The organism is Aquabacterium sp. (assembly GCF_048860245.1).
Lineage (GTDB): Bacteria > Pseudomonadota > Gammaproteobacteria > Burkholderiales > Burkholderiaceae_C > Aquabacterium.
The window spans coordinates 51,327-67,261 of sequence record NZ_JBLIZW010000120.1; the positions used below are offsets into that span (position 1 = coordinate 51,327).

Consider the following 15,935-nt stretch of genomic DNA (forward strand, 5'->3'; position numbering starts at 1 on the left):
TATCTGAATAAACCGTCGGCAGTCAGAAGAATATTCTGATAACAGTGTATTTTTTTCTGACAGTGTTTTGCAATGAAACGTTTTGGTGTCTTTCGGGCAATCTTGCTCATGGGGGTGTTGGCGACCAGCCTGTTGAGCGGCTGCCAGGACAAGCCCGTTGAGCCCAGCGCGCAAGATTTGCAGCGCGCCGAGCAAGCCCGTCCGGGCGATGCGCGACTGGCTGCCATCTACGACCGTTCTTGTGTCACCTGCCACGGCACACGCAGCGCAGCACCTTTGGCAGGCTTTGAGCCCGCATGGCGCCCCCGGTTGAAGCAGGGCATGGATGTCTTGCTGCAACACGCCCGAGATGGCTTCAACGGCATGCCCGCCAAGGGCTTGTGCACAGATTGCACAGACGACGATCTGCGCGCCCTCATCGCCTTCATGAGCTCATCCCATGACCACTGATTCGCTGCACCCCACCCGTCGCCAGGTCTTGCAAGGCAGCTCGGCGCTGGCCGTGGCCCATGCCTTGGGACTGATTGGCCTGCCCGATGCCGCACAGGCGCAAAGCGCCCCCACTGCTACCGCCCGCCCCACCTGGCACAACTGGTCGGGCTTGCAACAAGCCACGCCGGCCGCGATTGCCACCCCGGCCAACGAGGCCGAACTGATTGACCTGATGCGCAAGGCGCGGGGTGAAGTCCGGGCCGTGGGCTCTGGTCATTCGTTCACGGCCCTGGTACCCACCACGGGCACCATCATTTCGCTGGATCGCCTGTCGGGTGTCATCTCGGTGGACAAAGCAGCCATGACGGCCACCATCCATGGCGGCACCCGCCTGGGTGTGCTGTCACGCGAGCTGGACCGCTTTGGCCTGGGCCTGCGCAACCTGCCCGACATCGACGTGCAGTCCATTTCGGGCGCCATCTCTACCGCCACACATGGCACGGGCATGACCTTGCCCCCCATCCATGCCGATGTGGTCGGCCTGCGCATCGTGAAGCCCGGCGGTGAGGTGGTCGAGATCAACGACAAATCACCCGGCGAATTGCTGGCAGCAGCACGCGTGTCAGTGGGCAGCCTGGGCGTCATCTCGCAGGTGACCATGCGTGTGCTGCCGGCTTACAACCTGGCCAAGCGCGTGTGGGTGCAGCCCATTGAACAGCTGTTGAGCGTGGCGCCCGATCTGGCGCGCCAGCACCGCAACTTCGAGATGTACTACCTGCCCTTTACCGGCTACGGCGTGGGGATCACACACGATCTGTACACCGGGCAGGACTTTCACATCCCCCCTGCCCTCGACGATTCCACCTTGGCTGACCTGCGCAAGCTGCGTGACTGGCTCGGACGGGTGCCTAGCGTGCGGCAGTGGGTGGCGCAGAAATTGATCGACCCGAACACGGTGGAAGAAGCCCGCCACCGCTCGTGGCGTTTGCTGTCCACCGTGCGGCCCATGAAGTTCAATGAGTCGGAATGGCACCTGCCCCGCGAGCAAGGCATCCCTTGCTTGCGCCAGGTCATCCGCACCCTGGAGCAACGCAACGAGGTTTACTTCCCGCTGGAGTTCCGCTTCGTCAAGGCCGACGATGCCTGGCTGAGCCCGTTTTATCAGCGCGAAACCTGCTCGATTGCCGTACACGCCTCAGCCGATGAGGCCTACCAATACCTGCTCACCGACATCAACCCTTTGTTCCGCGCACATCAAGGTCGTCCGCATTGGGGCAAGTTGCATTGGATGGGGGCGGCCGAGTTGTCCACCATGTACCCACGCTGGCAAGACTTCCAGCGCGTGCGTCAGCAGTTCGACCCACAGGGGCAAATGCTCAATGCGCACCTGCGCAAGCTCTTTCTCAAGGCTTGACCGCTCATGACACTGACCTCGCGACGAACATTCTTGTTGGGCACGGGTGCAGCGGTCGCGGCCGTGGGCGCGGTGGCACTGCGTCCTGCCACACAGGGCACCCCCCACCAAACTTACTTTGCGCACCTCAACAAGTTGCTGAAGGATGCCGGGGTGGGCACCCCCACGCTGGTGCTAGACCTGGACCGTGTGCGGGCCAATGCCCAACAGGTGATGGGGCACATTGGCGGACGCATGGCACTGCGACTGGTCAACAAGTCCCTGCCTTGTCTGCCGCTGCTGGATGAACTCAGCAAGCAGTGCGGCACCCAGCGGCAAATGGTGTTCAACCTGCCCTATTTGCAATTGGTGGCCAAAGAGCGCCCGCACGTGAATGTGCTGATGGGCAAGCCCCTGCCCGTATCGGCAGCCGCCGCGTTTTACCGCGACCGGGCGGTCAACACCTTCGAGCCCGCTCGGCAACTGCAGTGGCTGATTGACACGCCCGAGCGGCTGGCGCAGTACCGCGATCTGGCACGACAGCTGCACACCCCCATTCAGGTCAACATTGAAATCGATGTCGGCCTGCACCGGGGGGGCGTGAGCAGCGACGAAGCCTTGCGGCACATGGCCCAGCAGATCAAAGAAGAGCCCTTGCTGCGCTGGGCAGGCCTAATGGGCTATGACGCCCACACGGAAAAGGTGCCCGCACTGGCCGGCAACCGCCAGCGCGCGCGAGACCATGCCAAGGCGCTCTACAAAGAGTACTTGGAGGTGATGCTGGGCAGCGGGCTGATGATCCCCATTGAGCCGCTGACGTTCAACACGGGGGGCTCGCCCACCTATCGACTGCATGACGGCAGTGGCGCAGCCAATGAGCTTGCCATCGGTTCGGCCATGGTCAAACCCTCTGACTTTGACACCCCCCTGCTGGATGACCTGCTGCCCGCCGCATTCATCGCGACGCCGGTCATCAAGGCCTCGGACCACTTCACCGCACCTTACGGCGCCGAGTGGGCCAGCCAGGCCTTGCAGTGGTGGGACCCGAACCAGCGGGCATCGGTGTTCACCTATGGCGGCAACTGGCTCGCACAACCGGTTTCCCCCGAGGGACTGGCCAACAGCGGCTTGATCGGCAAGTCGTCCAACCAGCAAATCCTGGTCGGATCGGGTCTGCAAGCCCTGCACCCAGACGATTTTGTGTTTTTCCGCCCCACCCAAAGCGAGGCCGTGCTGCAGCAGTTCGGTGACATCGCAGTGGTGGAGCAAGGTCACCTCAGCACGCGGTGGCCCGTTTTCCCGGCCATGGCCTGAACCCCTGAGGAGATCCGCATGAAGCACGCATTTTGGACCGGTCTGTTCTTGAGCGGCATGGTGGCAACGGCCCACGCGGCCATCCCTGGCGATGAGGCCAAGGGCCTTTGGCTGAGCGGCGACAAGGCCGCCATCATCGAGTTCAAAGAATGCAGCGATGTGGCCGGCGCCCTGTGCGGCACCATCGTCTGGGACAAGGACGCCGGCACACCGGCCGATGCTTGTGGCACGACGATCGCCAAGCTCAAGCGCTACGACGGCGAGGCCTGGCGTGAAGGCTGGGCCTTCGACCCCCGCACCAAGAAGTACTACAAGGCCACCGTTCGCACCGAGAAGAGCAGTCTGCTGCTGCGCGCCTTTGTGGGCGTGGAGTTGCTGGGTGAGACCGAAGAGATGACCCGCGCCAGCAGCATCCCCGCTGGCTGCAAACCCCGTTGAGTTGCCGATTTACCGACCAAGAGGAGCACCACCATGACCCATGTCCGTCCCCTTGCTGCCGCGGCAGCTGCCCTGACCCTGACCATGGCGAGTCACATCGCCGCAGCAGCCGAATCCGGTGAGCCGCAGATCGCATCGTACGCCTTGGACATCGAAGCCAAGGTGCTGAGCGACCGCCGTACCAACGGCTTGTCTGACACCTACCTGAGCCCGGGCGCGGAGCTGACATTCAATGTGGCGCACGAGAGCGGCATGGTGGGCTTCCTGCAACTGGGCAATGTGGCCAAGGAGAGCTTTCCTGACGGCGGCACCACGGCCGTGGGCGCCATTGGCTACCGCTGGGGCAACCCGTCAGGCTGGCACTTTGGTGTCGGCGGCGTGCTGGAAGCCTTCCCCCGCGCCAAAGTGAAGGACGCACCTCGCAATCCGCTGGAGTCAGCCGACACCGTCAACACCCGCTTTGACACCACCTTTGGCATCTTCGAGTTTGGCTACGGCATCATCGAAGGCCGCTACCTGCTGGTGGCCAGCAAGGACTTCCGCGGCAACAACACGTCGGTGGTGTGCGGCAGTGCCGCCATGACGGCGATGGCAGAAGGCGATGCCACCCTGTCCAAGGCGATGGACTGCTATGGCCGCGGCACCCACCACAGCCGTGGCTCCCAACTGATTCAACTGGAAGCACGCATTCCCGTGGCCAGCAACACCAAGGTGCTGACCCACATTGGCTACACCGCCGTCAACAACTTCTCGTTCTTGAACACGGTGGACTACAAGTTTGGCGTGATCCACAACCGCTGGGGCTTCGAGTTTGAAGCCGACGTGGTGGGCGGACTGATGCGTGACAGCTATTACGCCAAAACTGTCAATGAAGATGGCGATGTGAAGCGCATTGACCGCATGGGCTTGATTCTCAGCGTGGCCAAGCGCTTCTGATCACACGCGCTTACTGCGCCACACCCCAGTACGCCAGGGGTTCCTGGCTCAGGTGGGCAGCGCCGGTCTTCTTGGGCGCATCGTAGCGTCGGTCAGGCTTGGCGGCGCGCTCGTACAGCGGCATCACCTGCGGCAGGGCCTCTTCCATGTCCTGGATGCGGGTGTCGCTGGCCGGGTGGGTGGACAGCCACTGCGGTGGCGCACCCTTGTTGGCTGCGGCCATCTTCTTCCACAGGCTGATGCCAGCGCGCGGATCGTAGCCCGCGCGTGCGGCCAGTTCCATGCCGACCAGATCGGCCTCGGTTTCGTTTTCGCGACTGAACTTCAAGGTCAGCAACTGGCCGCCCATGTTCAGCAGGCTGTCGCCCACACTGCCCAAGCCCAGCAAGCCGGAAATCAAGCTGGCCCCCAGCTTGGTGGCCGAGGTCTTGCCCATGCGTTCACGCGCATGTTCACGCAAGGCGTGGGCAATTTCGTGGCCCATGACCATGGCCGCTTCGTCATCGGTCAGCTGCAACTGATCGAGGATGCCGGTGTAGAAGGCGATCTTGCCCCCCGGCATACAGAAGGCGTTGAGTTCCTTGCTGTTGAGCACCATCACCTGCCACTGCCACTGGTTGGCGCGACGGTTCCACTCCAGGCTGTACGGGATGATGCGCTTGGCGATGGCGCGCAGGCGCACCACCTGAGGGTGGTTGTCGGGGAGCAAGGCGTTCTGATTGCGCGCCTCGGTGGCCATCTGCTGATACTGCGCCGTTGCCGCTTGCTCCACCTGCTCGGCAGAGACCAAGCGCGTGAAGCCGGACTGCTGACGGGGCACATCGACCCCTTCTCGCGCCCAAGCCGGCACCACAGCCAGTTGGGCCACCAGCGCCAGCGAGACGGTACTCAGCGAAAACAGACGACGAATTTGCATAAACAACTCAGATGGCAAAGACCAGGGTTGATGACTCAACGCACCTCAGGGCGTTCGAGCATACGCCGAACCGCGGGCAGCAAGAAGTAAGACGGAAATGACAGCCAGAACGTGAGGAAAAAGAAGGCTGCATAGCCCATGTGCTCCACCCCCAGGCCACCCGCCCAACCGGCCACGGCCCGAGAAAACGCAAAGATGGACGACAGGATGGCGTATTCGGTGGTGGCGCGTGCCTTGCTGGTGATGCCCATCAAGAACGCCATGAAGGCCCCGGTGCCCAGGCCACCGGTGAAACTCTCCAAGCCACTGGCCGTGTACACCGCGATTTGATAGTGAATGCTCACTTGCTCACCAGGCGCCGCCACAGGGACATACCAAGCGGCCGCGGTGTAGCCCAGGTTGGACAAAGCCTGCGCAATGCCCAGCACCCACAGGCCTTGGAAAATGCCCACGCGGTCCACGTACCAACCGCCGACCAAGCCCCCGGCGATCGACAAACCCAAGCCCACGTTCACACTCACCAGCCCGATTTGGGCCGGCGTGAACCCGGCATCCACCCAGAAGGGTTTGACCATGAAGCCCATGGCCGCGTCGCCCAGTTTGAAGGTCAGGATGAAGAGCAACACCGCCAGCATGCCGGGGCGCGACAACAATTCCACCCAGGCCCCAAACACCGGCCCCTCGACCAGGGCTTGAGCCTGAGGCCCCCGGGCGGCGCGCACCATCAGGCTGGCGCCCACAAACATCAGCCCGACCGGCACCGCGCCTTTGAACCACCAGGTGCCACTGACGGCCTGAACGCTGGCCCACCCGAAGGTTTTACCCAAGGGGCCCAGCACCGGCCAGAGCAAGCCCAGCATGACCAGTCCCAAGGCCACCAACCACAAGGGCTGCTCACGCAGCACGGCCCATTCACTGAAGGTGGACGAGGGGTCCCGCGCGGGACGAGGCGGCTGCGGAGGGGCGCTCAAGATCAGCAAGCCATTGAACAACATCAGCACGGCACCCAGGCCGTAGGCGGCCGACCAGTTGGGCTGCTCGGGCGTGCCCGACCAACCGGCAACCACCAGCAAGGCGCCTGCCGCCAGCATGCCGACGCGGTAAAAACCAATGCGCAAGCCATTGGCCACGCCCAGTTGGCCTTTGCTCAGGATTTCGATGGTGTACCCGTCGGTGGCGATGTCGTTGGTGGCGGACAGCATGGTGAAGGCCGCCAGCAGCATCCAGGGCCAAGTGGCCCCTTGCGCCAGCGCCTGAGGCTGCCAGGCCAGCAAGGACAACACCAAGGCCATGCCCCAGTTGGCCCCGGCAATCCACAGGCGGTGCCCACGCCAGGCATCGACCAGCGGTGCCCAGAGGAACTTGACGGTCCAGGCCAGGCCAAGCAGGCTCAGCAGCCCAATGTCCGAGGGGCTTACCCCGGCTTGTCTTAAGTTGACCGGGAAAAGGTCGTAAAACACCCCTAGGGGTAGTCCTTCTGAGAAATACAGAAGGGAAACCCAGAACAGCAGGCGACGAGTGACAGGCTCTTTCGCCTGGTCGGATTTACTGGAAGACATGCCGAGATTGTAGGAACACTGTCATTTCACACGTTTTGCGACCGAAAACGCCAAGTTTTCTCGAATTTGCATTTCAGTTTTCATCTGATGATGCCGACAACGTGTAACGGTCAGTCTGTATTAGTAGGTCAAAGCAGTCACCGGGCCAGGAGGCACAATGAACTTTCGTACAAAAATCTGGATGCTCCCCGCTAGCGCCGCCGCCGTGTTCATGGTCGGTGTGGCTGTCAGTTTCATCGTGGGCAATCGCACGTCGAACGTTCTGGCGCACCTGCAGGAGGTGGATAACCCTCATGCAAGTTTTGTCCAAACGGTGGATCGCAGTGCCGAACAGTTGCGCCTGACCCTGCAAGCTGCTGCAGCCGAAGGTGACGCAGACAAGCTCAAAGACACCCAAGTGATGGTGTCGGCCGCACACGATGCCTTGGCCGGCATGGAAAAGCTGCCTGAGAAGACCCAGATTGCACGCGAGCTGATCGAAGCGTTTGACGCTTACCAGACATCGTCCATCGGTGCGACCCGCGCCTTGCTGACCAGCCAGCCGCCTGGCGACCTGGTGGCGAAGATGCAAAGTTCGCTGGGCACCTTGCAAAAGTTGCTGGAACAACGCAAGTCGGAAGCCGAACTGACCATCAAGTCCGCCCAAGACACCGCTGCCAGTGGCGTGCGCACCAACCTGTGGGTCATCGTGATCACCGGCTTGATCGTGCTGACCGTGCTGGGTGTGGCCTCGGGTGCCATCGTGAACTCGGTCTGGCATGACCTGGGTGACGAACCCGACTTCCTGCGCAAGATGGTGAGCCGCATCGCCGAGGGCGATCTGGACCTGAACCTGCACCACAAGCCGGGTGACACCGAATCGCTGCGTGCGTCGGTGGTGGCCATGACCCTCAAGCTGCGTGACACCATCAGTGTGATCCGCCAAGCCACCGATTCGATCTCGACCGCCTCGACCGAAATTGCCACCGGCAACCACGACCTGTCGGTGCGGACCGAACACACGGCTTCGAACCTGCAACAGACCGCCAGCTCGATGGAGCAACTGACCGGCACCGTCCGTCAGAGCGCCGACGCCGCTCGCCAAGCCAACCAGTTGGCCTCGGGCGCCGCCACCGCAGCGCACCGCGGCGAAGAAATCGTGTCGCAAGTTGTGGCCAATATGTCCGAGATCGACAACGCCAGCCGCAAGATCACCGACATCATCACCGTGATCGACGGCATCGCCTTCCAGACCAACATCCTGGCCCTGAACGCTGCGGTGGAAGCCGCCCGCGCTGGTGAGCAAGGCCGCGGCTTCGCGGTGGTGGCCGGTGAAGTGCGTACGCTGGCGCAGCGCAGCGCGCAAGCCGCCAAGGAAATCAAGACGCTGATCAACGCCTCCAGCGAAAAGGTGGAGTCGGGCTCTCGCCTGGTGAAGGATGCCGGTGGCTCGATGCAAGAGATCCTGACCAGCGTGCAGCGCGTGTCGGACATCATTGGCGAAATCACCGCTGCATCGACCGAACAAAGCACCGGCATCGGCCAGGTCAACATGTCGGTGACCCAACTGGATCAGATGACGCAGCAGAACGCCGCGCTGGTGGAAGAGTCTGCCGCTGCCGCAGAAAGCCTGAAGGATCAGGCTGTGCGCTTGGCCGAAGCCGTTGCCGCCTTCAAGCTGGGTGGCGGCCGTCACGACACCCATCAAGGTGCGTCGACCAGCAGCAGCTTCAGCCACCTGACCCCCATGCAGCAGCCTGCAGCGCCCGCACCGAAGCCCGCCGCACCGGTCGCCAAGGTGGCCGCCAGCAAGCCTGCGCCACGCCTGGAACCCGGCTCGGCCAGCAAGCCCAAGGCTTCGACTCCGGCGGCCCCGCGCCACACCCCTGCGCTGGACGCACCGTCCAGCAAGGTCACGGCTTCCACCGCCGACGATGGCGACTGGGAAACCTTCTAAACAACCGAACGTCCCGCAGGCGCTGTCCGCAGCGCCGCCCCCAACCGGCAGGCACCCCCTGCCGGTTTTATTATTTGGGCTACCCTAGCGCCCATGTCTGCGTCCTCTTCCCTGAAGTTCGCCGCGAATTTGTCGTGGCTGTACACCGACCTGCCTTTTCTGGACCGTTTTGAAGCCGCCGCACGGGATGGCTTCAAAGGGGTCGAGTGCCTGTTCCCGCACGAATACCCCATGCCCGAGGTGCGGGACCGGCTGCGTCACAACGGTTTGCAGTTGGTGCTGTTCAATGCGGCCCCGGGCGACTGGTCGCAGGGTGACCGTGGTCTGGCGTGTCTGGCGGATCGCGAAGCGGCGTTTCACGCCAGCATCGACGATGCACTGACACTGGCCGAAGCACTGGATTGCCCGCGCATTCATGTCATGGCGGGCTTGTGCCGCGAGGACGATCAGGCCGCCTCGTGGGCACGGTATCAGGCCCATCTGGCATGGGCGGCGCAACGCGCCAAACAGGCTGGCCGCACGCTCATGATCGAGCCGATCAACACGCGCGACATGCCGGGCTATTTGCTCAACCGACAAGCCCCTGCGCACGCATTGGTCCAAGCCATTGGCTCAGCACACCTGCAGGTGCAGATGGATCTGTATCACTGCCAGATCATGGAGGGCGACCTCACCATGCAACTGCGGCAGTGGTTGCCCACGGGCCGCGTGGGGCACTTGCAAATCGCAGCGGTCCCTGATCGGGGGGAGCCGAACGCCGGGGAGTTGCATTACCCTCACGTGTTCGCCGAACTGGCCGCCCTGAATTGGCAGGGCTGGATCGGCTGCGAGTACAAGCCCCGACAGTCCGGCCCTGGCGGCACGTCTGCCGGTCTGGGTTGGTGGCGCGCCTTGCAAACGGCCTGACCCTCCCCGATCACGACGCACTTTGAGCACCACCCCCATGCCTTACAGCCTTCCTTCTTCCATCGAGTCCGGCACCGACAAGACCCCGCTCGTGCTGCGTCACTGGCCTCTGGCAGACAGCGCACAGCCGGCGGGCGTGGCGGTGATCGTGCACGGCTTGGGCGAGCACAGCGGGCGCTACAACCATGTCGCCGCGCACCTGAACCGCTGGGGCTGGTCCGTGGTGTCTTACGACCACCGCGGCCATGGGCAATCGGGTGGCGGGCGCGGCCTGCTCCCCACGGAATCGGCGTTCTTGTCCGATCTGGGCCAAGTGCTCACCGAGGTCCGACGGACTTACCCCACGCAAAAGCTGCTGCTCATCGGGCACAGCATGGGCGGGCTGATCGCCGCGCGCTACGTATCCGAAGCCTTGTCCCCCACCCCGAATGCCGATTGGGCCCAGCCGGTGGATGCACTGGTACTCTCGTCGCCTGCCTTGGACTTGGGCCTGAATGGCTTCCAGAAGGCTTTGCTGGGCTCGGTGGGCAAACTGGCCCCCACCCTGGCCGTGTCGAACGGCTTGAAGCCCGAGTGGGTGTGCCGTGACCCCAATGTGGTGAAGGCCTACGTCAACGACCCGCTGGTGCACGACCGCGCCTGCGGCCGCCTGGTCAACTTCATGCTGGCCGGGGGCAGCCATGTCATGGCCCAGGCACCGCGCTGGCAAGTACCCACCTTGCTGATCTACGGCGGGGCAGACCGCTGCGTCAACCCGGCTGGCAGCGCGCGCTTTGCCCAGCTCGCCCCGCCCAACCAGGTGCGCAGCAAGGCCTACGCGCACATGTTCCACGAGATTTTCAACGAACCCGATCAAAGCCTCGTCTTTGACGACCTTAAACAGTGGCTCGACACACTGTCTCTCTGAAAGAAGTACCCCCATGGCCCTGAAAGCCACCATTTACAAGGCCCAGATCAATCTGGCCGACATGGACCGCAATGTGTACGCCGACATTGGCGTGACCATCGCCCGCCACCCCTCCGAGGCCGACGAGCGCATGATGATCCGCGTGCTGGCTTTGGCGCTGGGCTGGCCCGAAGACACCTCCGAAGGCACGCTGGAGTTGGCCAAGGACATGTGGGAGCCCGACGAGCCCGCCCTGTGGCACAAGAACTTTTCGGACGAGATCCTGCACTGGGTGGAAGTGGGTCAACCGGACGACAAGCGGCTGATGAAGGCGGCGGGTCGCGCCCGCCGCGTCACCCTGTACGCCTTTCAGAACAGCACGCCGATCTGGTGGGATGGCATTGCCACCAAGCTGACCCGGGCCAGCAACCTGACGGTCTGGCAGGTGCCTTCCGAGCAATCCCAGGCGCTGGCCAAGCTGGCCCAGCGCAGCATGCAACTGCAGATGACGGTTCAGGACGGCACCATCTGGGTCAACGATGGCGAGCAGAACATCGAGCTCTGCCCCGTCAAACTGATGGGCCCAGAAAATTGAACGATCGGTAATCCGTCACCCGACCAAGGGGGAACCCTGACTCCAGTTTGCCTCAGGGTTTCCGATGAAGTCCTAGACATAGGTTTGGATCGGAGTCCCTGGATGGCCTCATGGGTTTACAAAGCATCGCTGGCGGCCAAGTTGCGTGCCACCACGATTGGTACAGCGGCCGTGGTGATGACCATCACCTGTTTCTTGCTGTTCAACCTCTACCGCCTCAGCATGGCGGACCATCGCGAAAGCATCCGCGATCACGTCAACAGCAGCATCAAGGTGCTCACGTACCTGAAGGGTGAGGTCGATGGTGGCCGCCTGGGCACTCCGCAGGCGCAGGAGCAGGCCAAAGCCATTCTGCGCAACATGCGCGAGGGGCAAGACGGCTATTTGTTCATTCTGGACAAAGACGTGCGCATGGTCATGCACGCCGACCAGCCCAAGCTGGACGGCAAGGACATGACGGCCATCACCGACGCGGACGGCAACCCCCTCTTCAAAGAACTCCTGGCTGCTGGGCTGCAACCCGGTGGCGGAGTCCACACCTACCGTTGGGTCAAGCCCAGCACGGGCAAGCCCGCCGTCAAGGAGACCTACATGGCGGCCTTCCCCGCCTGGGGCTGGGTGATCGGCTCCGGCGTGTACCAGGAAGACCTGCAGGCGGCGTACATGCAGCGTGTGGCCATCTTCGTGCCGGTGTGCCTGATTGCGGCAGCCGTGCTGTGGTTCGTCATGCACAGCATGAGTCAGTCCATCACCACCCGCCTGAGCAAGGCGCGCGACTACACGCTGGCCATGGCCGACGGCGACATCAGCCAAGCAATCCGCTGGCGTGTGGACGACGAGATTGGCGAGTTGATGGCCGCCCTGAAAACCTTGTCGGATGGCTTGAATCAGACCGTGGGCCAGGTGCGCAACAGCGTGGACAGCATGCTGACGGCCAGCCAGGAAATTGCAGCCGGCGGCAACGACCTGAGCCAGCGCACCGAACAGACGGCCGCCCGGCTGCAGGAAACCAATTCGTCGGTGGGCATGCTGCTGCAAGCGGTTCAAGAAAACACCGAAGCTTCGCGCACGGCCAACGCCCTGGCCACCTCGGCGCGTCAAAACGCCGAGCAAGGCAGCCAGGTGGTCAGCGAGGTGGTGCAGACCATGCAGGACATCGAGGCCAGTTCACGCAAGATTGGCGACATCATCGGCGTGATCGACGGCATTGCTTTCCAGACCAACATCCTGGCCCTGAACGCGGCCGTGGAAGCGGCGCGAGCCGGTGAGCAAGGCCGTGGCTTTGCTGTGGTGGCCAGCGAAGTGCGCACCCTGGCCGGGCGCAGCGCGGAAGCCGCACGAGAGATCAAGTCCTTGATCGCCGCGTCGGGTGAACGGGTGGACACGGGCGCGCGCCTGGTGCAAAACGCAGGCGAAGCGATGCAGGCCATCTTGGCCAGCGTGGAACAGGTCGACCAGACCATTGCGCGCATCGCCGCCAGCGCGGTCGAGCAAGCCAATGACATTGGCAATGTCAACCAAGCCGTCACGCACTTGGACGCCATGACGCAGCAGAACGCCGCGCTGGTCGAAGAATCAGCCGCCGCCGCGGCCAGCCTGCAGGATCAAACCAGCAAGCTGACGGAAGCGGTGGGCTGGTTCAAGCTGACTCAGCCCTGAGCCAACACGGCCGCGAAGGCCTCGGCCACGCGGTCCACGTTGTTGGCATTCAGCCCGGCGGCGCACATGCGGCCCGAGCGCAGCACGTACACGCCGTGCTCGGTGCGCAGGGCTTCGGCCTGTTCGGGGCTCACACCGGTGTAGCTGAACATGCCGCGCTGGTCGATGAAGTAGCGCACATCACGGCCGGGCAACTGGGCCACCACGCCGTCATACAGTCGCTGACGCATGACCTTGATGCGCTCGCGCATGGCGGTAAGTTCATCGGCCCATTGCTGGCGCAGTTCGGGCGTCTGCAACACCTTGGCCACCAGCACGCTGCCGTGGGTGGGGGGGCTGGAATAGTTGCGGCGCACGGCTGACATCAACTGACCAATGACCAGCTGAGCCTGGGCCTTGTCCGGGCAGACGACACTCAAACCGCCCACGCGCTCGCCGTACAGCGAGAAGCTCTTGGAGAACGAGTTGGCCACGAAGAAGCTCACGCCGGCATCGGCCAGGGCGCGCAAGGCAAAAGCGTCTTCATCGATGCCATCGCCAAAGCCCTGATAGGCAATGTCCAGGTACGGCAGCAGGCCGCGCGCCTTGATGACCTCGATCAGCTGCGACCATTGGGCCTGGTTCAGGTCCACGCCCGTGGGGTTGTGGCAGCAGGCATGCAGCAGCACGATGCTTTGGGCGGGCAGGCGCTCGATGGCAGAAAGCATGGCATCGAACTTCAGGCCCTTGGTCGCCGCGTCGTAATACGGATAGGTGTTGACCTGGAAGCCGGCGCCTTCAAAGATGGCCTTGTGGTTGTCCCAGGTGGGGTCGCTCACCCAGACTTGCGAGTTGGGGAAGTAGCGCTTGAGGAAGTCGGCGCCCACTTTCAGGCCGCCCGATCCCCCCAGGGTCTGGATGGTGGCGATGCGGCCGCTGGTCACGGCTTCGTGCTGGGCACCAAACAACAGCTCTTGCACGGCCTGGCGGTAGGCCGGGTTGCCGGTCATGGGCAGATAGGGCTTGGGTCCGATGTGGGACAGCAGGGCCGACTCCGCCTGACGGACGGCCTGCATGACGGGCAAACGGCCTTCTTCATCGAAGTAGATGCCGATGCTGAGGTTGATCTTGCCTTGGCGGGGGTCTTTCTGGAAATCCTCGTTCAGCGTGAGGATGGGGTCGCCGGGGTAGGCGTCAACGTGTTTGAACATGCGGGGGCTCCTTCAATGGGCATGACGGGCATGGGCTCGCATTATCCGACTTGCCACGAATGCGTCACACACGCACGCCAGACTGACTGCTGCACTTTGGTCGGAGCAGGTCATGCAGAAAAGTCAGGCAGTGGCATCGATGGGGCAGTTGAGTCTGCTCATGCCGGTATGGGTGAAGGCCGCGCTGGCCGCCAACGACCGGCTCAAACTTTACCTGACGGTGCTGCAAATGGCCGCACACCACGCCGAACATCCCCATGGCGATGTGGCCGACTTGCACCACGAGCTGGCTGCAGCCGGACTCAAGCAAGCCGCCTGGCTGCACGAACTGCCCGCTGGCGCCAGCATGGTCGACGGTGTGTTGCTGGTGCCCGAACTGGACCGGCTGGCAGCCGCCCTGCACGACGATCTGGTCACCATGGCCCGCCCGGTGCTGGCCGACCCGGCCGTGCCCGCCGACTTGGCCGCCCGCGTGCCGCAGTGGCAAGACTGGCTGGACGCCCTGCACGGTGAACGACTGGACCCCGATCAGTTGCACCACCTCACCCACGGCCAGCGCCAGCACGGTGACAGTCTGCACATCCTGGTGATGGACCTGCACAAGCAGATCAACCATCTGGCCGCTGATCTGGCCAGCGAGGTGATCGACGGGGCACACGTCTGGCACCTGAACGACGCCGACCGCCCCCGCGTGCAAGCCTTCATGCAAGGCCTGCATCGCACAGCCACCCTCAAGTTTGACCACCCCGGCCTGGACACCGCCGCCACGCGTGATGGCGAGCGCCTGCTGGTGCAAAACGACATCGGCACCAACGATGCCCATGTGCTGGTCATCCAGGTCGAAGCCCTGCGCATCACGCTGACCTATTCCGACCTGCATCTCACCCGCTTCACGTTCTTTCAGTGCCTGCTCGGTACGCTGGGGGCGCAATGGCACACGCCGCAGTCCCAACTGTCGTCGGAACTCAATGGCGGCGAGGCCTACACCGTGGGCACCGCCACCTTTGAGTGCACCGACGAAGGCCATTTGCAGCACACCCTCACCGAGCTGGGCGCCCGCATCGTCTTCCTGATTGACTGGAACCGTGCCCGCAAACGCCTGCTGCCCTTTGTCAGCAAGGCCGGGGCCCTGGCCGTGCTGCGCGCTGCCGCCGATGCCGAGGTCGGGCACATGGCCTGGCTCAAGGCTGGAGGCGAGCAACTGGTGTTTGGCGCCATGCAGGCCCTCGAAGGTGCCTTCCGCATCGGTGACCGGCTCGATGCCGTGCTGGGTGAGCCAGCGGCCCAAGCCTTTTTGCTGGACGTGATGCGACTGGCCACACAGGCCTTGCTGCGCGGGCAGCCCGTGGCCCTGGTGGCCGATGAGACCCGTCTGCTGCTGGCCCGCCAGGCCCAGCGCCGCACCATGGCATTCGACCTGCTGGACGAGCACGCCGCCTACTGCCACGCGCTGGCGCAAGGCGTGAGCGATGCCCTCACCCACAGCCATGGCGGCCTGCACGACACCGCACGTGAACTCAGCGCGCGCGCCAAAGTCTGGGAGCGCCATGCCGATCACCTCGTGATGCAGGCACGTGAACAAGCCACCCGCCAACCCCACTGGCGCCCGGTGGCCCACCTGCTGAGCATCTCGGACGATGTGGCTGACGCCCTGGAAGAAGCCGCTTTCATGATGGACCTGATCGCCGACCATCACCAGAAAGGCTGGAACCACGAGGTTCGGCAAGCCCTGACCCGGCTGGCGCAAACCGTGCTGCAAGCCGTGCAGGACCACA

General features: G+C 63.5%; 14 protein-coding genes. 11 read left to right on the forward strand and 3 right to left on the reverse strand.

Annotated elements, in window-relative coordinates:
- Nucleotides 1-72: 72 nt before the first annotated feature.
- The 5 genes from ACMV18_RS13795 to ACMV18_RS13815 are packed head-to-tail and all read left to right on the forward strand — an operon-like array spanning nt 73 to nt 4,513.
- Nucleotides 73-450 (forward strand): c-type cytochrome, encoded by a 378-nt coding sequence (locus ACMV18_RS13795; RefSeq protein WP_420818314.1) that lies wholly within the window; start codon nt 73-75, stop codon nt 448-450.
- Nucleotides 440-1,846, forward strand: a complete 1,407-nt coding sequence (locus ACMV18_RS13800; protein WP_420818315.1) for a D-arabinono-1,4-lactone oxidase — start codon at nt 440-442, stop codon at nt 1,844-1,846. Before ACMV18_RS13795 ends, ACMV18_RS13800 begins: the two co-directional genes overlap by 11 nt.
- 6 nt (nt 1,847-1,852) lie before the next feature.
- Nucleotides 1,853-3,139 (forward strand): alanine racemase, encoded by a 1,287-nt coding sequence (locus ACMV18_RS13805; RefSeq protein ID WP_420818317.1) that lies wholly within the window; start codon nt 1,853-1,855, stop codon nt 3,137-3,139.
- Nucleotides 3,140-3,157: 18 nt separating this feature from the next.
- The gene (locus ACMV18_RS13810; RefSeq protein ID WP_420818318.1) at nt 3,158-3,577 is read left to right on the forward strand and encodes a DUF2147 domain-containing protein; all 420 of its coding nucleotides are present in this window, start codon (nt 3,158-3,160) and stop codon (nt 3,575-3,577) included.
- Between the two features lie 33 nt (nt 3,578-3,610).
- On the forward strand, nt 3,611-4,513 hold the full coding sequence (locus ACMV18_RS13815; protein WP_420818319.1) for a hypothetical protein: 903 nt from the start codon (nt 3,611-3,613) through the stop codon (nt 4,511-4,513).
- 10 nt (nt 4,514-4,523) lie between these two features.
- Here ACMV18_RS13815 and ACMV18_RS13820 read toward each other — a convergent pair whose 3' ends face one another.
- Nucleotides 4,524-5,429 (reverse strand): M48 family metallopeptidase, encoded by a 906-nt coding sequence (locus ACMV18_RS13820; RefSeq protein WP_374255717.1) that lies wholly within the window; start codon nt 5,427-5,429, stop codon nt 4,524-4,526.
- Nucleotides 5,430-5,464: 35 nt separating this feature from the next.
- A complete protein-coding gene (locus ACMV18_RS13825) occupies nt 5,465-6,988 on the reverse strand; it encodes an MFS transporter (RefSeq protein ID WP_420818320.1) in 1,524 nt (507 codons plus the stop codon).
- A gap of 157 nt (nt 6,989-7,145) precedes the next feature.
- Between ACMV18_RS13825 and ACMV18_RS13830 the strand changes: the two genes are divergently transcribed.
- From ACMV18_RS13830 to ACMV18_RS13850, 5 genes are all read left to right on the forward strand, one after another.
- Nucleotides 7,146-8,924, forward strand: a complete 1,779-nt coding sequence (locus tag ACMV18_RS13830) for a methyl-accepting chemotaxis protein (RefSeq protein WP_420818321.1) — start codon at nt 7,146-7,148, stop codon at nt 8,922-8,924.
- 93 nt (nt 8,925-9,017) lie between these two features.
- Nucleotides 9,018-9,830 carry a 2-oxo-tetronate isomerase gene (gene otnI, locus ACMV18_RS13835; RefSeq protein ID WP_420818322.1) on the forward strand — a complete coding sequence of 271 codons (813 nt, stop codon included), beginning with the start codon at nt 9,018-9,020 and terminating at the stop codon, nt 9,828-9,830.
- A gap of 37 nt (nt 9,831-9,867) precedes the next feature.
- Entirely contained in the window at nt 9,868-10,737 is an 870-nt protein-coding gene (locus ACMV18_RS13840) for a lysophospholipase (RefSeq protein ID WP_420818323.1), read from the forward strand.
- Between the two features lie 13 nt (nt 10,738-10,750).
- Nucleotides 10,751-11,311 (forward strand): YaeQ family protein, encoded by a 561-nt coding sequence (locus ACMV18_RS13845; RefSeq protein WP_420818324.1) that lies wholly within the window; start codon nt 10,751-10,753, stop codon nt 11,309-11,311.
- Nucleotides 11,312-11,413: 102 nt separating this feature from the next.
- Nucleotides 11,414-12,970, forward strand: coding sequence for a methyl-accepting chemotaxis protein (locus ACMV18_RS13850; protein ID WP_420818325.1), 1,557 nt, complete (start codon nt 11,414-11,416; stop codon nt 12,968-12,970).
- On the opposite strand, the gene ACMV18_RS13855 is transcribed toward ACMV18_RS13850, so the two are convergent.
- The gene (locus ACMV18_RS13855; RefSeq protein WP_420818326.1) at nt 12,961-14,160 is read right to left on the reverse strand and encodes an aromatic amino acid transaminase; all 1,200 of its coding nucleotides are present in this window, start codon (nt 14,158-14,160) and stop codon (nt 12,961-12,963) included. The genes ACMV18_RS13850 and ACMV18_RS13855 overlap by 10 nt on opposite strands.
- A gap of 112 nt (nt 14,161-14,272) precedes the next feature.
- Between ACMV18_RS13855 and ACMV18_RS13860 the strand changes: the two genes are divergently transcribed.
- Nucleotides 14,273-15,935 (forward strand): phosphate transport regulator (locus ACMV18_RS13860; protein WP_420818327.1); only part of this gene is annotated, 1,663 nt, incomplete at its 3' end.